The organism is Bacillus sp. 22190, assembly GCF_052045575.1.
Lineage (GTDB): Bacteria > Bacillota > Bacilli > Bacillales > Bacillaceae > Bacillus > Bacillus altitudinis.
Genome location: NZ_JBQEPF010000001.1, coordinates 432,568 through 457,871, shown reverse-complemented (window position 1 = coordinate 457,871; position 25,304 = coordinate 432,568). Strand labels below are relative to the sequence as shown.

Here is a 25,304-nt window from a genome sequence, read left to right as displayed (position 1 = left end):
ATGTCTGGAGGTGGCGCAAGTGAAAAAAGATCAGCATACCGCAAAGCTCGAAAATGAGATTGATCTATATAAACAAATGCTCGATTTAATTGATGTTGGGGTTCACGCCATTGACGAAAATGGCAATACCATTGTTTATAACAAAAAAATGATGGAGATCGAATCTTTAAAACGTTCTGATGTCCTTTATAAAAATGTATTAGACCTCTTTGTGTTTCAGGATGAGATGCACAGTACACTTGTCCAAGCGCTGCGAACCGGGAAACAGACGGTTCATGCAAAGCAGACGTATCACAACTACAATGGTAAAGAAATCACAACGATTAACCATACATACCCGCTCGTACGAGACGGTTTGATTCAAGGGGCAGTTGAAATTTCGAATGATGTCACGAAACTGGAACGGCTCATTCATCACAATATGAAGAAAAAAGGAAACACACGCTTTACATTTGATTCAATCATTGGGGAAAGTCCTGCCTTTTTAGAAGTGATTGAACATGCGAAACGAGCCACACGTACCTCTTCTTATGTGCTGATTGTTGGTGAGACAGGGACGGGGAAAGAGCTATTTGCACAAAGCATTCATAATGGCAGCAGCCGTTCATCTGGACCATTTATTACGCAGAATTGTGCAGCACTGCCTGATAACCTGATTGAAAGTCTGCTTTTTGGAACACAAAAAGGGGCTTTTACAGGGGCAACAGATCAGCCCGGTCTATTCGAACAAGCACAAGGAGGTACACTGCTTTTAGATGAGATCAACTCATTACACCCAGCTCTTCAAGCAAAACTATTGCGCGTCTTGCAAGAGAAACGTGTAAGAAGGTTAGGCAGTACAAAGGAAGTCGCCATTGATGTGAGAGTGATTGCTAATATGAATGAGGACCCTGTGGATGCGATCGCAGGTGGACGGATGCGAAAGGATTTATTTTACCGGCTTGGCATTGTCACCTTGTTTATCCCGCCACTCTCTGAGCGAAAAGAAGACATCCCCACATTTGTCATGCATTTTATTCAAAAATATAATGAACTGTTTCAAATGAATGTGAAGGCGGCTGATGAAGAGGTACTTGCCCTGTTCCAAACGTATCATTGGCCGGGCAATGTAAGAGAACTGGAGCATGTGATTGAGGCTGGAATGAATATGATGATGGACGAAACATACTTAAGCATGCATCACCTTCCTTACCATTTCCGTTTCAAGCAAGGAGAAGGACGTCCTAGTGAACACATGCAGATGAGTCCGCTTAATCTATCAGCTGCAGCTGATACGTTTGTCTACACGAGCTCAGATCATACAACTGATTTCCAAACCCAAATGGAACGATTTGAAAAACAATACATCGTCCATTACTTAAATAAAATGGACGACAATATTTCACAGACTGCAAAGATATTGGGCATGAGCAGGCAAAGTCTGCAATATCGAATGAAAAAATTGCATATTTCTCGTCAATAATAGAGCTGTGCCGTTTTTCGGCACAGCTTATTGAATATCTGGCTTTCCTTCCTGTTCTTGTAGCACATCACCAAGAAGTTGTTCTACTTTTTCCAAATGTGTAAGCATCGCCCTCTCCGCTTCTTCTGGCTGCTTGTCCATGACAGCTTGATAAATACGTTCATGGTCTTTGTAAAGCTGACGTATGGACGCTTTTCTTGAAAATAACACGATTTTTCTCGTTTCCCGCATCGTTTCAATTAATAAGGATGAGACCTGATTCATTAACGCCGCTAGTAAATGATTCTTTGAGGCTTTGGCGATGGCAAGATGAAATGTGAGGTCTGCCTCCTCACCAATTTCTTTATGCGCTTCTGCACGCTTCATTTGTTCTAGTGCCTCCTGCAGTCGATGGAGGTCATCGTCTGTCCGCAGCAATGCTGCCTTTTTGACAGCACCTGATTCAATGATTGATCTCACTTCAAGAAGCTGTGCGATATCCTGCTGCTTCATCAAAAAAGCAGGAGATAAACAAAATGTGAGCTGCTCAGGATCGAACTGCTTCACATATGTGCCTTCTCCTTGCTTCATCTCTATTAATCCGATCGCTTTCAGAGCGGACAGCGCCTCTCTCACAGCGGAACGGCTGACTTGAAAATTTTCAGAAAGTGCTTGAACCGAGTCTAATTTTTCGCCTGGAAGAAGCTCCCCCGTTCGAATGGATTCGACTAATGCGTCCGCAATTTCTTCATATATTTTTTTCGTTTTGATTTGTTTATATTTCAATTGGTCTCACCTCATCACTGTTGTCTACCCCATCGGCTCATGCCCTATCTTATACTTTACCCCAAAATTCAGATCACACGTCTTCCCTTTTTTCAATTCTCAAGAAATCTTCTCTCACTCTTCCACTCATCAAAAAAGAAGCACGTGCCATTGTTTCTGGCATGTGCTTCTTTTTAATCATATCGCTTCCGTAGCGTGGAAGACGGAAGGTTCATTTGTTCACGATATTTAGCAATGGTTCTGCGAGAGACACGGATACCAAAGGTTTGCTGAAGCTGCGTCATGATTTGCTGATCCGAATACGGTTTTTTCTTATTTTCTGATTGAATCAGCTCCGCAATGTGGGTCTTCACTGTGTAGCTGGATGCTTCTTCGAGCGAATGCCCTTCTAGTTTCGCTTGGAAAAACTGTTTCATTTCCATTAATCCGTAAGGGGTCTGCACCATTTTCCCTTTGACTGTTCGACTCACTGTCGACTCATGCACTTGTAATATATCTGCAACCCGCTTCATCGTAAGCGGTTTCATTTTATGCTTCCCGGTCAGGAAAAAATCAGTCTGTTGTAAGATAATCTCACGAACGACATTTGTCATCGTTTGTTTTCTCTGCTTCAGCGCTTGAACAAGCCAATTGTACTGCTGCTGCTTTTCCTTTAGATACGTGTATGCTTCATGCCGCTTTTGATCTTGAATCATGGCGAAATACCCTTCATTCATTTCAATGTCCGGAAAAGCACGCTGGTTCAGCTCGAATGTGATGTGACCTCCCGCAGCTGTAATCAACACATCTGGTTCTATATACACATCCTCTTCTTCATAAGAGAAATGAAGGCCTGGTCTTGGTTCGAGAAGCGATACCTCATCTTGTATGGCTTGCAGGGTTTTCAACGGCATACCTGTTTTAGCTGCGATTTCCTTCCAAGCCTTCCTTGCGAAAAGAAAGAAATGCCCTTCGATGATCAGCTCTGCTTCATACCAGCGATCCTTTTTTCGTCTAAGCTGGAGCAGGATGCATTCTTGCAATGATCTAGCGCCAATACCGGCAGGCTCTAATGATTGAAGCTGATGAAGAACGGCCTCTACTTCTTCTGCCGAAGCCTGTAACACAGCGGCCATTTGGTCAACCGGTTCATTTAAATAGCCATTGGAATCAATGGACTCAATCATGAATTGAAAAATCCTTTGATTCTTTTCACTTAAATTCAAATCAATGGCCTGTCTCTTTAAATACATTTGCAGGCTTTCTTTTTGATGCGTACGATACGGCTCTGTCATTCGATCTTGCGTTCTTTTATGATAAACTGGTTGATAGCTGTCCGTGTCTTTCCGCTCAATCAGAGGGTTCTCAAGCGCTAACTGATCAAGATACTCACCCAGCTCTGCACAATTCAATTGCAGCAGCGTAATCGCCTGCCTGAGTTCTTGTGTGAGTACCTGCTTTAATACTAGTTCTTGTTGCAGTTTAAGGCTCATTGTCTCCCCTCCCTCTCATCATTTTACATGAAGATTGACGGACCGTATATACGAAATAGGAGTGATTTCCATGTCTGAACTTTTTTCCGTTCCATACTTTATTGATAACTTAAAACAGCACATTGCCATGAATCAACATGAAGACAAGATTCATGCCATGAACGCTTATTATCGTTCGGTGGTTTCTACACTTGTGCAGGATCAATTGACGAAAAATGCTGTTGTCTTGAAGCGAATTCAGCATCTCGATGAAGCGTACCAAAAGGTGAAAAAAGAAAGCGAATAAATGGACGACAAACAACACCCTTTCTCATGATTGCAAAGGGTGTTTTTCATGCAGGAAAAGCTTTTGATCCAGCTTCGATTTGTACATCATCAAAAAGCCGGACCGACCTACAGTATAAATGATAAAGGCAAACCATAGTCCGTGATTGTGCCATATCGGAATGACTGCCGCCTGAACAGCCACAAACAAAATCATCGCAAACAGCATTGAATTCCTAACAGGAGCAATTTCTGTCGCACCTGTGAATACACCATAAATCACCAAACCAAAACAAGCAGCGAACGGATAAAGAACGAGCCAATCGGCATATTGCAGTGTCACATCAAGAAGCTGAGGCAAATTTGTAAACAGGCTCAAAATCGGTACTTTAAAGAAAAAGTAACCTGCCGCAATGACACATGCCATCACAACTGCCCATTGTCTCGAAAGGGTTAATGTTTTATCATAAAGCGCTCGGTCGTTCGCACCTACTGATCTACCGACAAGGATGCTGGATGCATTGGCAAATCCATCGAACAAATAGGCCATGATGTAGTGAATTTGAAATAAAATGGCATTCGCCGCCAATTGCTCCGTTCCGAAAGACGCTCCCTTTGCTGTAAACATGTTGATCACGACAAGCAGACAGATCGTTCGGATAAACAAGTCTTTATTCACATGAAACATTTTCTTTACTGCACGTGTGTCCATCACCTGCTGGATAGACGGCATCCGAAAACCGTTTGACGTATGCTTCAAGATGATCAAGGCCCCTAACACAAAAGCAGTGAGTTCAGAGATCAATGTCGCCGCTGCCACACCTTTGACGGCAAAAGAAAACGCATGAACTAAGATCAATGCCAAGATCATATTCATGACATTGATCAAAATTTGTAAAGAAAGGGCTTCTTTCATTTTTGCCATCCCCATCAGCCAGCCGAGTATGACGTAATTCATCAAGGTAAATGGCGCTCCCCAGATCCGAATATGAAAATAGTCCGCTGCATATTCGCGCACATCAGCAGCAGGAGAGATGATCCATAATGCGGATTGAATAATGGGCCATTGAAGAGCAATAAAACAAAGCCCGACAATAATAGCCAGCAAAAAAGGCCTTAGAAAAGCAAGAACACCCTGCTCCTCGTTCTGCGCTCCGTTTGCTTGGGCAGCAAAAGCAGATGTACTTACCCGTAAAAAGCCAAACAGCCAGTACAATGTACTAAAAATGAGACTGCCGACTGCGACGCCTCCTATATAAGCGGGGTTGGCAAGCTGTCCGACAACTGCTGTATCGACAGCTCCAAGTAATGGCGTGGTCATCGTTGAAATGGTTAAAGGGATCGCCAAAGCTAAATATGCTCGATGGTTCACGATGCCACCTGCCTTTCATGAAAAATAGCCTCTCTTAAAAGAGGCATTGAGGGAATGAAAAAGTTAACGAACCGGCCTGCCAATCGTTCGAGACAAAGGGTGGCTGGCGAGCATTGCCTCCCTCATTTTCAGCACAGCTTCGTGCTCTGATATAAAGAAATCATCCTTCGATTGAAACTGAGCCACAAGCTCACCCTGATCAAGAATCGCTAATTGATCACTTAAATGATAGGCCGCTGTCAAATCATGTGTAATAAATAAGTATGCAAGCTTCAGCTCTTTCTTTAATTCGACTAACAAATCTAAAATGACAGCCTGCGTAACCATATCTAAGCTACTGACTGATTCATCCAGCACAATGAGCTTTGGCTGAAGCACCAGTGCTCTGGCGATGTTGATCCGCTGTAGCTGGCCGCCGCTAAATTGGTATGGGTACTTGGACAAATCCTGCTCACTGAGCCCTACTCTTTCTAACCAGTGAATCAGTATATGCTGACGTTTTTTACGGTTCATTGGTTCATAGTTTTCAAGCGGCTCAGATAGAATTTGTTCCACTGTCCACCTTGGATTCACCGCTGAATATGAATCTTGAAATACCGCTTGTACATTTCGGCGGAAATGCTGATGTGTCCGCTGATCTGCACGAATGATATCCTGACCTTCAAACAGAACTTGTCCGCTACTCGGCTTCTCTAGTCCAAGGATGATGCGGCCGAGTGTACTTTTCCCTGCACCACTTTGACCTAATAATCCAAGACAAGTGCCTTCTTCTATGGTCAAATGAACGTTTTTCAGGACAGGGGCTCTCCCTTTTGTCCTCATCAGAAACGATCGGTTGCCATATGAATGACTAACTGCTTTCATTTCTATTAAATGCAACGGTCTTCTCACCTCAAATCGGGCAAACAGCTGGAATGGATGGACGAGCTGCTAAAAGTTTCTTTGTATAATCATGCTTCGGGTGTTCAAAAAGCTCAAGAACTTCAGCCTTTTCAACGATTTTTCCTTGTTTCATCACCACGACCTCGTCTGCCATTTCTGCAATCACACTAAGATCGTGGGTAATGAGCAAAATCGCCGTTCCGTATTCATGACGAATTTGATTCAAGTGCTCAAGCACCAGCTTCTGATTGTGTACATCTAATGCGGTTGTCGGTTCATCTGCGATGATCAGAGGCGGATGCATACAGGCAGCCATAGCAATCATGACACGCTGGAGCATCCCCCCGCTTAATTCAAAAGGGTATTTACTCAGTAATTGATCTGGATGCGGCAGGTTCATTTTCTCTAAGGCTTTCATTGCCTGGACCCGTGCCTGCCTTTTACTGACAGCTGTATGCCGGCGGATTGTTTCAATCAATTGATGTCCAATTGTCCATACAGGCGTAAAGCTATTCATTGGATTTTGCATAATATATGAGAGATCTTTGCCACGAATAGACCGCATATGCTGTTCACTCAAACCGATCAATTCTCGACCTTGTAGAGTGATACTGCCAGTCACTTCCGTTGTTTTTCGATCAAGCATGTTTAAGATCGACATACTTGTCACCGTTTTTCCGCATCCGCTCTCACCAATTAATCCAACAATTTGACCGTGCTTTACCTCAAATGCTATTTCTTGAACAAGAGAAATGGTTCCTTGCGGCGTTTTCGTATGCACATGCAGGTTCTCTATGTTTAAAATAGACTCTTCCATCTGACTCATTCCTTTACACACGACGTTTGATGCCATATTTCTCTGAAAGGGCTTCTCCCAGTAAGTTGAATAGAATGACCACAGCCATAATCACAAGACCCGGATAAAGCATCAGCTGAGGATTTGTTTGAATATAAGATTTTCCTTCATGGATCATCGCTCCCCATTCAGGCGTAGGGGGCTGAACCCCTAAGCCTAGAAAAGACATGGCTGAAATGTCCATAATCGCCCAGCCCATTTCAAGTGTGCCCACAACCGCGAGTGGCGGCAGTACATTCGGAATCATATGCTTTCTCATGATATTCCAATGGGAAGTACCACTAATCTTCGCAGCTGCAATAAAGTTTTGTTCTTTTAAACTAAGGACCATCCCTCGAAAGACGCGAGCGTAATACACCCACTGCACAAGCATCAAAGCCAGCACCACTTGAGAAAGCCCCGGTCCAAAAATACCGACTAATCCAAGGATCAGTACCAAATTCGGAAATGCCATGACCCCGTCGCACAATCTCATCAATACGTGATCGATCCAGCCGCCTTTATATCCAGAAATCAGCCCTACGATTAAACCGATAGATAGAGAGGAAACAAAGATTAACAACGCACAGCCTAGTGAAATACGAGCACCATATAGAATACGAGATAAATTGCATCTTCCCAATTGGTCGGTGCCTAGAGGATACTCCCATGAAGAACCCTTTAGCTTCATTGCAAGATTGACAGCCGCTGGGTCATGCGGAGCGATCCATGGTGCACATATCGTCACAATGAGCAGGAGACCGAGCAGCAGCACACAGATCGAGATCATCTTTTGATGATAGAAAAGATGTTTTACTTTTGTCATCATGGCTGGCGGCCTTCCTTTCTAGAAATACGGGGGTCAATGAGCAGCAGAAGAAGATCCACTATCAAGCTGCTTAAGATAAAGATACACGCCGCCATCAACACATAAAATTGAATGACCGGCAGATCCCGGTTAAAGATCGCTTCAATAAAAAATCGTCCAAATCCAGGCCATGAAAAAACAGCCTCTACAATAATGGTCCCTGTGAGCAGCTTGCCAAGATTCACGCCAAGTCCTGTCAGCATCGGTGATATCGCCATTCTGAAGACATGTTTGAACATAATCGATTGTTCCTTTAACCCTCTCATTCTCGCATATTGAACAAAAGGCTCGTGAAGCGTCTCACTCACACTCGCTCGCAATAATCTCGTATACATCGCAATTAACGGCACAGCCAGTGTAATGGATGGCAGTACAAGATGTTCCCATGTACCAACACCTTCAACAGGTAAAAGATCGAGTTTCACTGAAAAAAAGAAGATGAGCAAATACCCCAAAACAAAGGTCGGGATAGATGCTCCTAGGAAGGAAATCAACCGGCTCACATGATCTACAACGCCATTTTTTCTCACCCCGCTGAAAAAGCCCAGTGGAATACTGACACAAATTGCGATCAGCAGACTAGTGAACGCCAATTGAATCGTCGCAGGTATTCGATAGATCACCTCATCAAGCACAGGCTGATTGGTCATATACGACCGCCCAAAATCAAGACGGACGACTTTTTCAATCGTATGAAGGTACTGCATGTAAAAAGGTTCATCTAAACCAAATTCACTTCGTTTTTGGGCTAATACCTCATCAGTAGGCTGAATATGAGCCGCTGCTAAATATGCCTCCGCTGGATCAACTGGTGACAGATGAATCATGCCAGTTGTGAACAGTGTGGCTAGTAGAAATACAGGAATGATAGATAACATTCGTTTGATGATATAGCGGCTCATTTGCTTACCTTCCTTCTGTTACTTCAGCTTGATGCCTGTGAAAGGATGTTCATCTCGATTCGCAGGGAAATCAAAGTCCTTCACATCTTTTTGATAAACAGCTGTCTTTTTAAAATAAGAGATTGGCACAATCGCCCCTTGATCTTGCAAGGAAGATAAGACGGACGAATAAAGTGCTTTGCGTTTGTTTTCATTTGTTGTCGATGGAATCTCCGTCATTTCTTTGATCAGCTTATCTTTATTCGGATACGCTGAGATCGCCTCTTTGAATCCAAAACCATCTGATGAGACAACGTTCATAAATGTATGCGGATCATACGGCGCTCCGTAATTGCTAAAGAAGTTCATATCAAATTTGTTCGCTTTAAACCGCTGAACCTGCGTCGCCAGCTCGACACCTTCAAGTTTGACGCCAACGCCAATGGCTGCCCATTCTGCCTGCAGTGTTTCAGCCATTGTTTTTTGAATCGATTCTGCTGAGTCATACATCATACTAAACTCAAGCGTTTTTCCGTCTTTTTCGCGTATGGTTTTTCCTTTTGGAAGCGTCCAGCCCGCTTCATCCAGTAAAGCCTTCGCTTTGTCCACATCATACTGGAAAGATTTCACCCGGATGCCTGACGTATATGGCATGTTTGTCGGCAAGATGTGATCTGCTACATCCTCTAAGCCAGAGGTCACACCTTCCACCAATGATGTTTTATTGATCGCATACTGAAGGGCGTGACGCACTTTCTCATCTGACAGCTGATCGACTTTTGTGTTCATGACAAGCTGTCTTGTGGCTACAGGCTCTGACATCTTCGTTTCATACTTGCCGCTCGCCTCTAGTTGTTTAAAAGCATCAAGGCTAATCGTTCCTTCTCCGTAAAGTAGATCTACATCGCCTTTTTCAAATGCCATCACTCTTGTTTCGGCATCTGGAATGACCTTCACTTTGATTTCTTTGACCTTTGGTTTCTCTCCCCAGTAGTGGTCATTTCGTTCAAAAATCGCGTAATCATCTTTTTTGTACGTCTTTAATACCCAAGGACCTGTTCCCACTGGTTTTTCGATTCCTTTTGATGTATCTCCGTTTTTCGGAAAACCTGCTTCTCCTAGGAAACGAACGGGGCGCACAACAGCTAACTCTTGAACAGTTGGATAATAAGGCTCAGTTAATGTGAGTTTAAACGTTTGCTTGTCCACTGCTTCTGTCTTTTTGATTTTCTTTATGACACCTAACCAGCTATGTACTTCTTTGTTTTTTAAAATCGCATCAAAATTCTTTTTCACAATGTTCGCATTAAATTTAGATCCATCTGAGAACGTGACATTGTCTCTAAGATGGAACGTATACACCTTGCCATCCTTGGAAACATCCCATGATTTTGCTAATTCAGGTTTAAGCTCTCCATTTTTTTGATAGCTCACCAATGGTTCGTAAATCATGGATTGGGCAAACAATTGTGATGGATTGTATATGTGTGGATTCATTTCGCCAATATCTCTTGGCCATGCCATGGTGATCATATCAGGATGATCCTTGTCTCCACCTGCTCCATTATTTGCTTGAGAACAGCCTACTAGTAAGAAGATGAGTAGGATAGGTAATATTGTATTTATTTTAATTTTCGGAAAATTACTCCAAATAGACATAAGTTGCTCCTCCTAATTGATGCTGATAATCATTTTCATTTTAAGGAGGAAGGACTCTGTTGTCAATATCATATTTGAAACGAAATGACAATATATATTCCTTATTATTCCACAAATTAAGGGATTTGTTAAAAAGAGAGGCAGGCTGCTGATGAACGAGCAGCCTATGAGGAGGGTAATGCTTTCTTTTGCAGGGCGTTGTACAGTGTATCAATGACAAGCTCCTGTTCCGCGTCTGTCATGCTTGTACCAGATGGCAGGCAAAGACCTGTCTCAAATAACAACTCAGATGCAGGGACTTCATCGGCTGTTGTATAAAAAGGATAACCATGAAAGAGCGGCTGCTGGTGCAGCGGCTTCCATACACGCCTTGCTTCGATCTGCTTTTGTTCTAAAGCATCTATCATCTCTACTGGAGACATCTGTGCATGATGATCAATGGTGAATGTGGTCAGCCAGCGGTTTGATGTGGTGTCTTGATATTCTGGCATAAATTGAAGGCCTTCAATATCGGCTAAAGCATCTTGATAACGCTCGAAAATGCGGCGTTTTTGCTGAACACGCTCCTCTAACACTTCCATTTGTGCAATTCCTACACCTGCGAGCAGGTTGCTCATCCGATAGTTATATCCCCCCTCTTGATGTTCATAGTGTAGGGCATGTTCTCTCGCCTGTGACGCGAGAAATCGGCAGCGGTCGATGGCTGCTTCATCATCACTGACAAGCATTCCGCCTCCTGATGTTGTAATGATTTTATTTCCGTTAAAAGAGTAAACACCGAACCTGCCCATTGAACCGCTTTTTCTTCCTTTATATATACTGCCTAACGATTCAGCCGCATCTTCAATGATTGGCACATCATATGCCTCACACACCGCTATGATTTCATCCATTTTTGCACTTTGTCCGTATAAATGAACGACAATAACCGCACGGGGTCTTTTCCCAAGTCGTTTTGTTTCAGCAAAGGCTTTCTCTAACGCCAGCGGACACATATTCCAAGTCTCTTTTTCTGAATCAATAAAAACAGGCGTCGCTTGTTCATATAAAATAGGATTTGCACTGGCAACAAATGTGAGAGTGGAACAAAAGACCATATCTCCCTTTTGAACGCCAAGGAGTTTTAAGGCAAGGTGAATGGCTGCTGTTCCTGAAGATAATGCTGCTCCTCTCTTCACCCCTGCATAATCCGCGACCACTTGCTCAAATTCATTTACAAGCGGTCCTAATGGTGCAATCCAATTGCTCTTAAATGCCTCCTCTATTTTCATCTGTTCTTTTCCACTCATATGAGGAGGAGATAAGTAGATTCGTTTCCTGTCTCTCATGATTTCCCACCTTCTCTTCGATCTTTGATCTCAATTGCAGGAACGCCTACGGCGACTTTCTGATCATGTATATCTCGGGTCACTGCCGCTCCTGCGCCGATCACTGCCCAGCTTCCAATGGTTCTGCCAGGTATGACAGCAGCCCCAGCTCCAATATGAGCACCCTCTCGCACAGAGACACAGCCGGTGAGCACGGCTCCCGGGGATAGGTGCGTAAAGGATTCGAGAAAGCAATCATGCTCCACGATAGAACCGGTGTTGATAATGGCATGCTCACCAATTACTGCATCTGCTTGCACAACAGCCCTTGCCATCACAACCGTTCCCCCGCCAACCTTCGTTGACGAGCTCACAACTGCCTCTGGATGAATCAGTGTGGCAAATGCCCTCTCTTCAAATTCGAGACGTTCTTTGATCCTCTGTCTGATTTCGTTTTGCCCAATGGCAATAAGCCATTGCATATCAGGTATTTCATCTCTTACCTTTTGACTCATAGAAATCGGACCATACAGAATGCCGGTTTGAGTGTCAGCTTCCTCAAATCGATCGTCTAATACCGCACACAATGAGTAATCAGGATGCAAAAAAATCAACTCCTGAATGACCTTGCTGTGTCCGCCAGCCCCTATTAAGCCAATGGGTTGCTCTTTACGTATCGGTTCCTTTGAATTTTTCAGCTGTTGCATGATTTGGCTGCTGCACCCCTTCTGTTTTGATGACTTTCAGTAAGGTCATCCATAAGATTTTTATATCGAGCCAAAACGATTGGTTCTCTACATACCAGAGGTCATAGGTGAATTTCTCCTCCCAAGAGAGAGTATTTCTCCCATTCACCTGGGCCCATCCAGTGATACCAGGCTTCACAAGATGACGCTTCGCTTGCTCCTCTGTGTACATTTGTAAATACTCCATTAAAAGCGGTCTTGGGCCAACGAGACTGATTTCCCCTTTGAGTACATTGACAAGCTGCGGCAATTCATCAAGACTGAGCTTACGAATAAAGGTGCCGGTTTTTGTTAATCGAAGATGGTCTGGAAGCAGTACGCCATGTTCATCGCGTTCCTCGGTCATCGTCCGAAATTTATAAAGCATAAACGGCTGTCCGTACAGACCAGGCCGCTCTTGTCGAAACACCACAGGAGCTCCGATTTTCCACCTAATGAGTCCATAGATGAGAAGGAAAAGAGGACTCCCTGCGATGAGCAGTGTCAGTGCCACGACCACATCTATTATTCTTTTCATCATTGCTTCTCCTTTCCACACTAGCGGGAGACAGCCCGTTCAATAGCAGCTTGTTTCACCTTGCGCATGAGCTGTATCCGCTCTTGTTTTGTTCCTGCAAATTGATACAAATAGCCTAAGTAGAGAACGAAACATATTCCGCCAATACAAAATAGCTCCCACCATCTCGTCACATCATACACAGCCTGAATGCCGGCACAGATCCCCCATATGAATAGAGCCCCAAACAGCGGAATGACTGTATGTTTGTAAAAGATGGTGCTTTTCTGTTTCGTGATCTTGGCTGTATACAATGGGAGAAAAACGATATTTTTCATCAATAAAACAACGGCCCCTGCTGATGCAATGCCGTATAACCCAAGCTGAAGTAGGTGAGTCAGTCCATAGGCTAAGAGGACATTGGAACCGCCTAATACGAGTGTCACAACCGCCGGCACTTTAAATCGGTTAAAGGCAGTCGGTACATAGGTCAGCGGTAAAAACATCAACGTGAAACACAAATAAGCCGCATGAATCATCAGCAGCCATTTCAGCTCCTCAAAGGCTGGTCCAAGCCATAACAGCATGAGCGGACCGGCAAGACCTCCTAACAGAGCCGCGGGGAATGCCACAAATAAACCACTCCATTTCATGGCTTTGGCAGCGTATTGAATGAGCCCCTGCTCGTCTTGATTTGAATATAATTTTGTGATCGTTGGCGCAAACACAACCGCAAGTGTCCCTGCAAGGGTGCGCAATAATAATGGAAATTGTAAAATGGCGGCATACTGTCCAGTCGCTTCTGCCCCAATCAGTAAGTTGGTCATCAATAAATCGATTTGTAAAAACAACAAAATGCCCATTTGTTCAAATGAATGCCACACCCCTGATCGAACCAGCGTGAGACTTGAAGATAAAAAAACGTACCGCCACTTAAACGAAAACCAAGGAATGAGTTTCTTAAAATAATAGAGACCCATTCCCAAAGCGGCGAGACTCCCTATAACGGCTGCAAGCGGAATATGCCAAATGGCTGGTGTTGTCACGGTAAATAACAGAACAATCACAAGCGCCCTGCCAAACATCTGAATGGCCTGTCCAACACTCGATACATATAATTTGTTCGCATAAAATGGTGCCGCCCCAATACCAGACATGACGAAATTGAGCATAAATAAAAGACCCCCTAACACAAAGGCGATCTGTGTATCTTTTGCAAGATGAGCAGGCACATGGAGCCAGTCAACCAGCTGCTGAGACATGAATAGACAAAGTAAAAAAAGACAGATGGATAAAAAAAGAGAACTGACAAAATAGGAAGCGAGATAGCGCTGCGCTTGTTCCATCTCTCCTTTATGAGCGGCAACAGAAAAAAAACGCACCACCACAGCACTTAATGAAGCCGTAATGACCGATAAATAATTGATCATATTTTGCGTCAGATGAATCAGACCAAACGCTTCCACTCCAAGTGTATGAACAATGTAAGGCGTTAAACAAACAGACATCAGCATCATCAAGATAAACGTCATCACATTTGCACTGACATTGTAAAGAAACGCACGGTTCATGGTGATTTCACGCAGTGTTTAAGGGCCTTCATCCAGCTTCCTCTCCCTTTTGTCCGCTTGTTTTCATATGCTGATGAATGGCCTTTTTCACCGCTTCCTCCGTTGGTTCCTTCAAAAGGGTCATAAATGGCAAGTGCGCTACCCATTCATATCCTTCCATGACTTTATGATCAAACGACCTGATGACAACACACGGTGTATGTGTGATCGCACAAAAGATCATGCCATGCAGTCGATCTGTCACGACGACTTGTGCCTGTCTTAACTGCGTCCATAACGTGGATAATTCCTCTAAACGAGTCGTTCGATTCACTCGCTTCCCAATGGTTGTTGTGATAAAACCAACTTGATCATACGTTTCTTTGATATGCTCCTGCAGTTGTTCTCGTTTCTCTTTCGTGAGATATGCCTCCTTATCCTCACGCAGACAAAGCAGCACTCCTTTACGGGTTTGACTCTTTGATGTTTCGTCTAATGTCAGGACCATATCAGGCTGTTTCCACACCTCTTTATTAGGAAAATGCTGCTTCATCCATTGATAGGTGGTTTGATCTCTTGCCATCAAAAGAAGCCTCGGGTGTTGCTGATATGCTTGAATGGCGCGGCGTTCTTCTCTTTTCCCTCTCTTTGTTTCTGTAAAATGAGCAGTAGCGGGCAGCTGAATGACGGGATAGGACTTAAAGGCGTTCATGATAAATTGTCTTGTCCATTCTTCATATCGGTATAAATCGCCCATGTTGCCCCCGCCGATGATACAGACAATGTCCTCTGGGTGCCGCGCGTGCTTCAGCGGACGTGCTAGACGATACATCTCCTGCATGTCTACTTCTATGATTTGATAGTCTGGAAAATGCTTTTGTAAAAAACAGCAGCTCGCATAGGCAATCGCATGATCACCTAAGTTGTCATGTGCCGGTAGCAGCGTGAGAATGATCTTCTTCTGATGACGCAGCTCTGGCAGTCTTTGGCGGCTCAACCTATATTGAAGTGGATACTTGACCTTTAAGAGCAGCCACTCTGCGGCATGTGCTTTTAATTGCTGGAATGTCACACTCATCACCCCGATTTTCTCGTTTGATATTCAATCCATTTTTGATAGCTTGAAGCTGCGGCAGAGAGCGGATACACCCACTGCAGCCTAGCAAGGAATAAGATCATTCGCTTTCGCACAGTCAGCTTCGATGGTTCCACTTGTTTCACAGCCTTCTGAAAAGCTTCATGTGTCACCATTTCACGCATATGACCAAGCTTTTTTTGAAAGGACAGGGAATTTTGGCTCTTCCATTCATTGAGCATACAATGCAGCGTATGATTCACGATAAAAAAACAAAAAGCCTTCTCATATGGTGTCAGCTCATCATGCTCTTTTAAAAACAAACGCTGCGCGTCATAAAACGCCAGTCCATGCTGAAAATACTGCTTTTGATATCGCTGGACAATGGATGACAAATGAACCCGGTAATAATAAAGCGGCTCATGAACAAAGGCAATGACACGTGATAAAGAAAAACAGCGCAGCGTGACATATTGATCTTCAATATTCTCAAGCTCACCTCTCAACGGAAAACGGATATGATGCTTTTCGATAAATGCCCGCCGATACAGCTTATTCCATGAAAATCCCGTGATCTCACCATGTAATAACGATTCTATTAAACTTGTCTTATCGGCTTTCTGCTGAGCTAACAGCGTCGTCGGTATGATCCGTTTTGACTGTTCAAACTGAATCCAATATTCACTAACAACAAGATCGGCACCAGTGTTTTCGGCTTCTTGATATAAAGCCTCACAGTATTGAGGAGCGAGAACATCGTCTGAATCAACAAAGGCAAGATACGTTCCTGTTGCTTCTTCTATGCCCCTGTTCCTCACCGCTCCCAGCCCTTGATTGGTTTGGTGAATCACCCGAAATCGCTCATCACGCGCAGCAAACGCTTCAAGGATGTCTCCACTGTGATCGGTAGATCCATCGTTAATGAGGATGACCTCTATATCTGAAAAGCTTTGGTCTGCAATCGATTGAAGACACTGCTCCACATATTGACTAGTGTTATAGACTGCGACCAATAGACTGATAGCTGGCATGACAGCAAGCCCCACCTTTCTTCAAATCTACTTTGTAAAAATTGTTCGGTACGGTAAAACAGAAGAATCAAACGGCATCAGCATGATGCTGTACAAAATATAGCAAACCCCAATTCCGATATACATAAAAAAATTGGTTCGCTGATCAAAAATCCGTGTGAAATAAGGCAGTAAAATGAGCTGATACAGACCAAAGTAAATATGAAATCTTGCATAAATGACATCCTTCGTTGCAAGGATGCCAAACAAAAAACCAAGCAAACAAAAATTCACAATATAATCACTCTCTGGCGTCAGCTCACGAAGTCGTTTTCGACAAAAGAACGCAAGCAATAACGGCAAAATCAAGACACCAATTTTCGTCACATTCATTCCATTCGTATTCGTTGTCAGCCACTCCTCGTAATGACCATAAGAACTCCCTTGCAGCATCACCACAAACACGGAGACAAAGCGGTCATACAGAGCGGTTAAGCCTAGAAAAATCATACATAACACAAACATCATCCAAGACCATGCCTTTGTTCTGACAATGAAATAGACTGGAATCATAATGAGTGCCGATGAATGAAATAGCGCGCATACAAGCACGAGCGGAAAATACCATTTCCACTGACCTTTGATGACAAACTGGATGGCATAAAAAAGAATCGCTGCCACCATATACTGCCGCATGCCATTAAACGAAGCGTAATAATGAAATGTGCCGAGAAATAGTAGCATACTAAGCTCAAATGGCCGTCCATATCGCACAAGTGTTTTGATAATAAAAAAATAGGTGATGATCCCAACTGTGATATACATGATTTGCGGCTCATGTGACAGTTGATTGAGCATCCATAAGATCAATGTAAACCCCGGATCAGTGGCGGCCTTGTCTACACCGAATCCGAAAATATGCCAAGGCTTGTCATAGTTGACGGAGAACTCATACATTTGTCCATAGGTGACGAAATCAGTTCCTACTTTGTAGCGTATGCCCGCCACAATACAAAGAAATAAAAATGGAAAAAACACCAGAAGCTTGTTCGGCCGCCAGCCGCTTTGTATGGTATCATCACGTCTGCCATAAAATGCGGCAAAGCTCGACCATAAATAGACCATGATCATGTTCACCAAATAAACCGCCATCTGCCAATCCTTCCTTACAATCCATACACATTCATCACACGGGTGATGTTCTGTTTCACATCAAATCCTCTAAGGCCAAGCTGAGAAATAATCGTCTCCTGAAGAGGAGGGTCTGCATGGTAGGCTTCTAGTATGGCTTTCATCCACTCATGTGCTGAATCTTGCAAGGATTTCCGTTTCACAAGCCCACAACCTAAATCGACTTCCTTTGTGATATGATCTGAAATCACACATGGGAGTCCAGATGCCTGCGCTTCCACTAATACGAGCGGAAGACCTTCAAACAAAGACGGCATCACAAACACATCAAATGCTTTCATATACTGCGGAACCTCTGAGACAACGCCCGTAAACACAATGTCTTCCATTAATCCTGCTTTCACTGCATACGATTCAACCACTGGCCGGAGCGGCCCATCTCCTATGAGAACTAGCTGAAAGGAGACCCCTTGTTTTTTCAGTGTCTGCGCTAATTCGATGAAAAAAACATGGTTTTTCTGCTCATGAAATCGGCCAATATGTCCAATAATCAGTTTTCTCTCGTGAAGATGGAGGTCTTTTTTCATCTTCACCTTCGCTTCTGGCTCCAACTGAAAAAAAAAGTCCAAATCAATCCCATTTGGTAAAATGTCCACTCGTCCATCGTGCATTCTTTTTTGTCCAAATAAAAAGACACCGGCATCTTCACCGCATGCAACAAGCTGCGTAGAAAAGGCAAAGATCAGCTGACGAAATCCTTTGAGCATCAAATGATCAACCCGGCTAGGAGACTGTTTCCAAGCCGTATTATGTGAATGGCAAATGCGTATCTTCACACCTGCCAGTTTCGCAGCAAGGGCAGAAAAGCCCGTTTGAAAATCTGTATGTGCATGCACCGCCTGATAAGGTCCCGTTTGCTTGATCGTCTTCGTCAACGTTTTGACAAACGTCCATGGAGAGGACGTTCCAATACTTGGGACATAAAAAATCCGCCCGCCAAGCTGACGAATTTCCTCATCGTAATCACAGGCATCCTCCCGGTGGGTAATGAAATCAAATTGAAGAACATTTCGGTCGATTGCACGATAGATATTCATGATCATCGTTTCTGCACCGCCTCTGTTCATTCCGCCCACAACATGAAGTACACGCTTTGGCTCACTCATCCCGAATCGTCCTCCTTTTCACCATAGATCCTCCAAGTTTCCGCTGATGATAAAACCTCATGATCTTTGGTGACATACAGGCACGGATGACCGGCTTAAGCGCAAAGAGATAATCAAACGGCGACAATTTTAATTGCTTGCATGCTTTTAACACAAGCCAGGCATTGTCCATTGAGTATCGGAATTTCCGGCGCTGAAAGGCCGCTTCATCCTCCCTTACAAGGTATAAGGGCTCTTGCAGATTAAAGCCTTTTCTCCCCGCAGCAAAAAAACGAATCCAAAGATCGATATCTTCCATCCGTCTAGTTGTTTTGACAGAACGATAGCCATTTAAAGCCTTGTAGGCAGACGCTCTCATCATAATCGTTCCATGACAAAAAGGCGTTCCTCTTGCTAGCACCCTTCGATCAGGCTCTGAGACAAGTGCTCGAACACCCTTCGTCCCTGACTCATCAAACACCGTCATCGCCGTACCAACTACATCATATTCCGGATGTGCATCAAGGAAACGAACCTGTTTTTCTAATCGTGTAGACACCGATATATCGTCGCCATCCTGTCTTGCAATCAGTTCTCCATTCGCTTCAGTGAGACAACGATTTAAACTGGCGGCAAGTCTTTGATTGTGTTCATTTCGGATGAGGCGAATTCTATCGGGATCACGCATGGTATAGTGCAGCACTTTTTCATAGGTGCCATCTGTTGATGCATCATCACATATGATGAGCTCCCAGTTTTCATAGGTTTGACGAAGAATCGATTCAATGCTTTCTTCTACTGTCTCTTGGCAATTGTAAACACCCATGATAATCGAAACTTTCGGCTGACGCATGCTCACATCACCTTCTCTTTTTGATCCATATACGTTGTGTAAATTTCCTCCATTGCACTTACCGTCTGCTCCTGTGCAAATGCGTGAGCCATAGAACGTCCCGCTTTCCCCATTAGGTGAAGCTGGTCCTTTTTATGATAGAGCTGCTGTAAATAAACGGCTAAACCATTCACATCATGCGGTTTGACTAAAAAGCCGTTCACTCCATGTTTGACGAGCTCACAATGCCCTCTATTTTCTGTTGCAATCACTGGCTTTTCAGCAGACATCGCTTCAAGAAGATTCATCCCAAGTCCTTCTCTCAAGCTGGTTGATACACATACATCGCTCATATGCATCCAATCTTCGATGTGTTTGCAAAATCCCGCAAACTGTACATGTTCCTCAAGATTCAGCTGACAGACCAGCTTTTCATAGGACGACCGACTTGTCCCTTCTCCAGCAAATACAATTTTCACTTGTGGTATATTCCGATACACCTGCGCGCAAGCTTTGATGAGCATTCCTTGATTTTTATTGTCATTTAATTCACCAGCACACAGCACGATAAAATCTTGCGTGGTAAAACCATATGCTTTACGAAGGCGGTCTTTTTCTGTGTCATCAACTGGTGCAAATCGCTTCATATCGACACCCATACCGGGAACATAATGCACAGCCGCCTTCTCTTTTGACAGACGATCGGCTCTTTCATAGTCTTCTCCATTAATGGTGATGAGTGCATCTGTATATTGAACGAGCCATCTCTCAACTGGATAATAAAGCAGCCAATTTTGAAGCGGTGCCCCCTTCCAAAAGTGAAACCCATGCGCTGTGTAAAGAACTTTCGTCCCTTTTTTGCGCGTCCCTTTAGCCGCTAACCTGCCAATGACACTCCCCATCGGTGTGTGACAATGGATGAACTGATAATGCTCTTTTTCTAACAGCTTTTTCAGCTCCACATAAGCAAGCCGGTTGTGCAAATGAAAAGGGGAACGCTGAATCGGAATGGAATGCGCTTGATCCACATACGGTAGCTCCAGCTGGCCATTTGCCGCTGTATGCACTTCCCATCCTTGTTCCTGAAACCATCTGAAATACGGGAGGTGGAATGCCTTAAAATGATAATCAACCGTTGCGCAAAACAAGACTTTTTTCTTCATTAGCAAGTGGCTCCTCCTCTCGTTGCATCGGTTCAGGCAATACATCATGCGACTCAATGGCGGCAAACAAGGCCTGTCTTAATTGATCGTCACTCATCATATTAAATTCGTGAATAAAGCGGTTCAGCACATACGGATCACCATCCAAGGCATGCCCGATATGGATTTTCGGGAAAATTTGCTCCTGTGCTTTTTCATGTTGGTTGAGTAACTCCTCGTACATTTTCTCTCCGGGACGAATCCCCGTAAATGTGATTGGAATCTGGTCTGTGGTGTAGCCTGAGAGGTGAATGAGGTTTTCTGCGAGGTCGACAATTTTGACTGGCTCCCCCATGTCTAAAACAAAAATCTGCCTTCCTTCTGCTAGTGCACCAGCTTGAATAACAAGCCTTGATGCTTCTGGTATCGTCATAAAATATCTTGTCATGGCTGGGTGCGTGACAGTCACTGGCCCGCCTTTTTCAATTTGTTTTTTAAAGATCGGAATGACGCTCCCCCTGCTTCCGAGTACATTCCCAAACCGGACGGCGACAAATTTCGTTTCACTGCTTGCCCCCATTTGCATAATCACCATTTCAGCAAACCGCTTTGTCGCTCCCATCACATTGGCAGGGTTGACCGCTTTGTCAGATGAGATGAGGACAAATGTTTCAACTCCGTGCTCATGTGCAGCTTCTGCCACATTTTTTGTCCCGATAATATTGTTTTTCACCGCTTCTTTCGGGCTGATTTCCATGAGCGGGACATGTTTATGCGCAGCGGCATGATAAATCATATCCGGCTGAAAATGACCAACGATTTCACTCATTTTTTGTTTATCTTGAATATCCGCAATTTGTGGATATAGGCTAATGCTGTCTCCATACAATTCTTTCAGCTCTAGTAAAATAGAATGAATGCTAAATTCTCCATGTCCCACAAGCACAATCGCCCGAGGGGAAAATACACAAATTTGACGACAGATTTCTGACCCGATAGACCCGCCAGCTCCTGTCACCATAATCGTTTTTCCTTTTAGGTGAACGGATAGACGGCTTGTATCTAATTGAATCGGCTCTCTTCCAAGCAAATCCTCTGGCTGTACATCCCGCAATTGATTCAGCGCATGGGTTCCTTTTAAAATCTGTTCCATTTCCGGCATAATCTGTGTTTTGATTCCAGTCGCTACACATTCCTTATATAGTCCTTTTAATGTGTGACTGCTTTTGGATGGAATAGCAATAATGATTTTTTGAATATCCATCATCGCAACAGCCGTTTGAATATGTTCTTTTCCCCCAAGAACAGGCAGCCCCATAATTTCAAGCTTATGCTTTGTTTTGTCATCATCAATGAAAGCGACCGGCTCAATATGTACATCACTCGACTGCTGAAGCTGACGAACGATAATGGTCCCGGCTGATCCAGCGCCAATGATTAGTGCCCGCTCCTTTTCAACTTGAAACCGCTTGGCACCATCATGAAACAGCCTGGATGCCATTCGTGATGCACCGATGAATAACACATGGAAAAGCCAGACAATAAATAAAAAGCGAAATGGCCATGTCTGCACAAAAATGTACAGCATCGTCATGGAAAATAAAAATGAACACGCAAAGGTCTTCATTAAAGAAAATAGCTCTCTAACCCCTGTATAGGCCCATACTTGCTTGTACACGTGAAAAATATACGAAAACAAATGGTGCCCGATCAGTAGACTGAGCGAAGAAATGACGAGCATTTCAAATGTATATACGGTTAACGCCGCCTCTTGGACAAATTGAAAGCCAAAAAAGACGGCAACTAAGATGAGATATGAATCTAGTGCCACGATGATTGATAATCTTTGGGCGTAAGTCAACGCTCCTCCCCCTTTTTAAAACATCACTATTCTTACGTAAAATGGGCATCAAACCCGTCCTCACATCCCACTACCGATGACGAGCATCTAAGGCATATGTCATGCCCACAGCAGGATCGAGTGCCTCCGTTGTTAAAGATTAGGAGACATCACCTATTAATCTCTTTAATACATATAGTGCCTTCCCTTTTTCACTTTCTTGCCATTTAGCATCGCCCCAAGCAGTTTCCCTGTCGTACCCTCTAATACTTCTTTTGATTTCTTCACAGCGGCAATCTTCGTTTTACCGCTTAAAACCACAAGAATGCTTCCATCCGTCCGGTTTGCTAATATTTTGGCATCGGCTACAGGCAGAAGCGGTGTGGAATCAACAATCACCATGTCATACTGCTGTTCAATCTCGTAAAATAGCTGCTTCATCAAAGAGGAGGAAAGCAGCTCAGCGGGATTTGGCGGAATGGTCCCACTCGGAAGCAGTTCTAAATGCTCAATTGGTGTAGGTAAAATGGCTTCTTCCAAACTGCAATTATTTAATAGCACATTGGTCAATCCGGTGTGCGGGCTTAGATCAAAATATTCATGAATGGCAGGTTTACGTAAATCAGCATCCATGAGCAAAACCCGTTTTTTCTGCTGTGCAAAAACAGCTGCCAAATTTGCAGCCGTAAATGATTTTCCTTCCTTCGGCAAGGAGGATGTGACCAATATCGACTTCAGCCTCGTTTGAATCGACGTGAATTCGATGTTCGTTCGGATCGTTCGGAATTGTTCCGCAATGACAGAGTGAGGATTTAATACAGAAATACAGGATAAATCTCTTTTTTCTCGTTTTTTCCTCTTAAAAATCAATGTTCTGTCCTCCCGTTATGACGGACTGCTTGTCTTTTTTTGCCCTCCTGTCTGCCTGCATCTGATAGACACTGCCGAGGGATGGCAATCCGATCTCTTCTCTTATTTGATGTGTTCGTTTCACCGTATCATCGAGTAAATTCATTAAGAAAATGAGTGTCATTCCCCCTAATACAGAGGCGCCTAGTGCCAGAACGATGTGAACGAATTTACGTGAGTTCATTAGTATCGTGTTAGACAGCTTGGCTTCAGACAAAACATTAATGCGATCCATATTCATGGTTTTTTTGATTTCTTCTTGCAGCACCTCTGTGGCTGTATTCGCAATGGCTACTGCCTTCGCTCGGTCCTCATCTTGTACAGAAATATTTATGACCTCTGACTCATTTTCTGTACTTGTGGCAATTTTGTGTTTTAATCCTTCTGCCGATTCTGTAAGATTGAGTGTTTCTTTTACTTTTTCAATGACAATTGGACTTTTTAATAGGACTTGAAAGGTACGTGTATATTGAAGGTTCATCTGAATATCGTTTAAATTCGCTTGTGCATCACTGCTTCGTTTATGAACAAGAATTTGAGTGGTTGCCTGATATACAGGAGTCGAGACATAGAACTGATAGTAGGCTGAAATGCCCGTTACGATCAGGACAATCAGGATCAGAAGGGCCATTTTCTCTTTTATGACAGAAAACAGCTGCTTAAAACCTATATTCTCATTCATAGATACCTCCCGATTTCATCATAAAAAGGTTATATATGGTTTCTTTTTGTTAATGATTGGATTATAAAAGATAATACCCGCAAAGAAAAATGTCATAATAGGTCTTATAGTTCTTTTTAAAGAACGAAATCGTTCGTTTTCTTTTGTTTACTTCCTGTTTCTTACGTTTTTGAATTTTATAAAGAACAATTTATTTCTTATAATGAACGAAAAGGTCACAGAACGATTCGCCGGGGAGAAGGGAGATCATATATCGAATGATAGGCAAGGTGATACGAATTTACCGAAAGAGGAAAGGATACTCAATCCAGCAGTTGGCTGAAGATGCCCATGTCTCTAAATCGTATTTGAGTAAAATTGAGCGTGGTGTCCACCGTAATCCATCTGTCCAGTTTTTAAAAAAGGTATCCTCATCACTAGAAATTGATTTACAAGAGCTGTTTGATGCAGAAACGATGATGTTTCATTACGCTGAGGGCGGTGAACAGGAGTGGCGGGATCATATCGTTCATGCCGTCCAATCCGGCATGCCTAAAGAAGAACTGTATCAGCTGCTCCAAACCTACAGAAAGGAGCAGGAAGGAAAGACATTACATGTCCATCATAGAAAGCTGACCGACTCAAATATGTCAGAATGGAAGCGTCTCATGAGTGAAGCAAAGGCCATTGGCTTAACCATCGAGGAAGTGAAAGCGTTTCTTACCAATATGGGAGAACACCGGGCGTAAGCCACTGAGATCAAACCAATTTGCGGGGAGAGGCGCTTGTCGCTTCGATGAAATAGAGCCTTTTTATATGAAAAGGCTCTGTTCAGTTTATGGACAAAGGGCTAAAATGAACTTTATTTTAGCTCTTTGTCTTCTTTTCAGCGTGATAGCAGTCTAGGAAGGACAGCTACTTTTGCGGAGCGAATTTGACATTCGTGAGTACCCGCGCAGGACTGACACCGAATGCGAGGGTTTCTCTACACGCTGAGAGC

The 25,304-nt window shown here is 43.6% G+C and carries 24 protein-coding genes; 3 read left to right on the top strand and 21 right to left on the bottom strand.

What is annotated here, in order from left to right; genetic code table 11:
* Positions 1 to 19: 19 nt before the first annotated feature.
* Positions 20 to 1,462: a sigma-54 interaction domain-containing protein gene (locus ACTJKA_RS02295; protein WP_440607605.1), complete on the top strand. Its 1,443-nt coding sequence runs from the start codon at positions 20 to 22 to the stop codon at positions 1,460 to 1,462.
* A 27-nt stretch (positions 1,463 to 1,489) separates the two neighbouring features.
* Here the strand turns inward: ACTJKA_RS02295 and ACTJKA_RS02290 are convergent, their stop codons facing one another.
* Positions 1,490 to 2,227, bottom strand: coding sequence for a FadR/GntR family transcriptional regulator (locus ACTJKA_RS02290; RefSeq protein ID WP_440607604.1), 738 nt, complete (start codon positions 2,225 to 2,227; stop codon positions 1,490 to 1,492).
* A gap of 173 nt (positions 2,228 to 2,400) precedes the next feature.
* Positions 2,401 to 3,699, bottom strand: a complete 1,299-nt coding sequence (gene rpoN, locus ACTJKA_RS02285; RefSeq protein ID WP_440607603.1) for an RNA polymerase factor sigma-54 — start codon at positions 3,697 to 3,699, stop codon at positions 2,401 to 2,403.
* A 70-nt stretch (positions 3,700 to 3,769) separates the two neighbouring features.
* On the opposite strand from rpoN, the gene yvfG reads away from it, so the two are divergent.
* The gene (yvfG, locus tag ACTJKA_RS02280) at positions 3,770 to 3,985 is read left to right on the top strand and encodes a protein YvfG (protein ID WP_017359206.1); all 216 of its coding nucleotides are present in this window, start codon (positions 3,770 to 3,772) and stop codon (positions 3,983 to 3,985) included.
* Positions 3,986 to 4,009: 24 nt separating this feature from the next.
* On the opposite strand, the gene ACTJKA_RS02275 is transcribed toward yvfG, so the two are convergent.
* The 19 genes from ACTJKA_RS02275 to ACTJKA_RS02185 form a co-directional block, all read right to left on the bottom strand.
* Positions 4,010 to 5,335 (bottom strand): MATE family efflux transporter, encoded by a 1,326-nt coding sequence (locus tag ACTJKA_RS02275; RefSeq protein ID WP_440607602.1) that lies wholly within the window; start codon positions 5,333 to 5,335, stop codon positions 4,010 to 4,012.
* A gap of 63 nt (positions 5,336 to 5,398) precedes the next feature.
* Positions 5,399 to 6,214 (bottom strand): ABC transporter ATP-binding protein, encoded by an 816-nt coding sequence (locus ACTJKA_RS02270; protein ID WP_440607601.1) that lies wholly within the window; start codon positions 6,212 to 6,214, stop codon positions 5,399 to 5,401.
* 13 nt (positions 6,215 to 6,227) lie between these two features.
* On the bottom strand, positions 6,228 to 7,034 hold the full coding sequence (gene nikD / locus ACTJKA_RS02265) for a nickel import ATP-binding protein NikD (protein ID WP_440607600.1): 807 nt from the start codon (positions 7,032 to 7,034) through the stop codon (positions 6,228 to 6,230).
* 13 nt (positions 7,035 to 7,047) lie between these two features.
* The gene (gene nikC, locus ACTJKA_RS02260; RefSeq protein ID WP_017359202.1) at positions 7,048 to 7,881 is read right to left on the bottom strand and encodes a nickel ABC transporter permease subunit NikC; all 834 of its coding nucleotides are present in this window, start codon (positions 7,879 to 7,881) and stop codon (positions 7,048 to 7,050) included.
* A complete protein-coding gene (gene nikB, locus ACTJKA_RS02255) occupies positions 7,878 to 8,822 on the bottom strand; it encodes a nickel ABC transporter permease subunit NikB (RefSeq protein ID WP_017368084.1) in 945 nt (314 codons plus the stop codon). Before nikB ends, nikC begins: the two co-directional genes overlap by 4 nt.
* A gap of 18 nt (positions 8,823 to 8,840) precedes the next feature.
* Positions 8,841 to 10,460, bottom strand: coding sequence for a nickel ABC transporter substrate-binding protein (gene nikA, locus ACTJKA_RS02250; RefSeq protein WP_283931112.1), 1,620 nt, complete (start codon positions 10,458 to 10,460; stop codon positions 8,841 to 8,843).
* A 164-nt stretch (positions 10,461 to 10,624) separates the two neighbouring features.
* Positions 10,625 to 11,788, bottom strand: coding sequence for a DegT/DnrJ/EryC1/StrS family aminotransferase (locus ACTJKA_RS02245; protein ID WP_283931113.1), 1,164 nt, complete (start codon positions 11,786 to 11,788; stop codon positions 10,625 to 10,627).
* Complete coding sequence (locus ACTJKA_RS02240) at positions 11,785 to 12,474, bottom strand: acetyltransferase (protein WP_440607599.1); 690 nt, start codon at positions 12,472 to 12,474, stop codon at positions 11,785 to 11,787. Before ACTJKA_RS02240 ends, ACTJKA_RS02245 begins: the two co-directional genes overlap by 4 nt.
* Positions 12,437 to 13,030 carry a sugar transferase gene (locus tag ACTJKA_RS02235; protein WP_272511136.1) on the bottom strand — a complete coding sequence of 198 codons (594 nt, stop codon included), beginning with the start codon at positions 13,028 to 13,030 and terminating at the stop codon, positions 12,437 to 12,439. Before ACTJKA_RS02235 ends, ACTJKA_RS02240 begins: the two co-directional genes overlap by 38 nt.
* A gap of 20 nt (positions 13,031 to 13,050) precedes the next feature.
* Positions 13,051 to 14,580: an MATE family efflux transporter gene (locus ACTJKA_RS02230; protein WP_440607598.1), complete on the bottom strand. Its 1,530-nt coding sequence runs from the start codon at positions 14,578 to 14,580 to the stop codon at positions 13,051 to 13,053.
* Between the two features lie 28 nt (positions 14,581 to 14,608).
* Positions 14,609 to 15,637 (bottom strand): polysaccharide pyruvyl transferase family protein, encoded by a 1,029-nt coding sequence (locus ACTJKA_RS02225; protein WP_017359196.1) that lies wholly within the window; start codon positions 15,635 to 15,637, stop codon positions 14,609 to 14,611.
* Positions 15,637 to 16,665 (bottom strand): glycosyltransferase family 2 protein, encoded by a 1,029-nt coding sequence (locus ACTJKA_RS02220; RefSeq protein ID WP_017359195.1) that lies wholly within the window; start codon positions 16,663 to 16,665, stop codon positions 15,637 to 15,639. Before ACTJKA_RS02220 ends, ACTJKA_RS02225 begins: the two co-directional genes overlap by 1 nt.
* Positions 16,666 to 16,692: 27 nt before the next feature.
* On the bottom strand, positions 16,693 to 17,796 hold the full coding sequence (locus tag ACTJKA_RS02215; RefSeq protein ID WP_440607597.1) for an EpsG family protein: 1,104 nt from the start codon (positions 17,794 to 17,796) through the stop codon (positions 16,693 to 16,695).
* A 14-nt stretch (positions 17,797 to 17,810) separates the two neighbouring features.
* Entirely contained in the window at positions 17,811 to 18,941 is a 1,131-nt protein-coding gene (locus ACTJKA_RS02210) for a glycosyltransferase family 1 protein (RefSeq protein ID WP_440607596.1), read from the bottom strand.
* Positions 18,934 to 19,773 carry a glycosyltransferase family 2 protein gene (locus ACTJKA_RS02205; protein WP_326115007.1) on the bottom strand — a complete coding sequence of 280 codons (840 nt, stop codon included), beginning with the start codon at positions 19,771 to 19,773 and terminating at the stop codon, positions 18,934 to 18,936. Before ACTJKA_RS02205 ends, ACTJKA_RS02210 begins: the two co-directional genes overlap by 8 nt.
* A 2-nt stretch (positions 19,774 to 19,775) precedes the next feature.
* Positions 19,776 to 20,915, bottom strand: coding sequence for a glycosyltransferase family 4 protein (locus tag ACTJKA_RS02200; protein ID WP_440607595.1), 1,140 nt, complete (start codon positions 20,913 to 20,915; stop codon positions 19,776 to 19,778).
* On the bottom strand, positions 20,881 to 22,755 hold the full coding sequence (locus tag ACTJKA_RS02195) for a polysaccharide biosynthesis protein (protein WP_024719856.1): 1,875 nt from the start codon (positions 22,753 to 22,755) through the stop codon (positions 20,881 to 20,883). The genes ACTJKA_RS02200 and ACTJKA_RS02195 overlap by 35 nt, the downstream gene beginning before the upstream one ends.
* Before the next feature lie 165 nt (positions 22,756 to 22,920).
* Positions 22,921 to 23,604: a CpsD/CapB family tyrosine-protein kinase gene (locus ACTJKA_RS02190; protein WP_048001965.1), complete on the bottom strand. Its 684-nt coding sequence runs from the start codon at positions 23,602 to 23,604 to the stop codon at positions 22,921 to 22,923.
* Complete coding sequence (locus ACTJKA_RS02185) at positions 23,594 to 24,325, bottom strand: YveK family protein (RefSeq protein WP_024719858.1); 732 nt, start codon at positions 24,323 to 24,325, stop codon at positions 23,594 to 23,596. The genes ACTJKA_RS02190 and ACTJKA_RS02185 overlap by 11 nt, the downstream gene beginning before the upstream one ends.
* A gap of 257 nt (positions 24,326 to 24,582) precedes the next feature.
* Between ACTJKA_RS02185 and slrR the strand changes: the two genes are divergently transcribed.
* Positions 24,583 to 25,053 carry an HTH-type transcriptional regulator SlrR gene (gene slrR, locus ACTJKA_RS02180; RefSeq protein WP_017359189.1) on the top strand — a complete coding sequence of 157 codons (471 nt, stop codon included), beginning with the start codon at positions 24,583 to 24,585 and terminating at the stop codon, positions 25,051 to 25,053.
* Positions 25,054 to 25,304 lie beyond the last annotated feature (251 nt).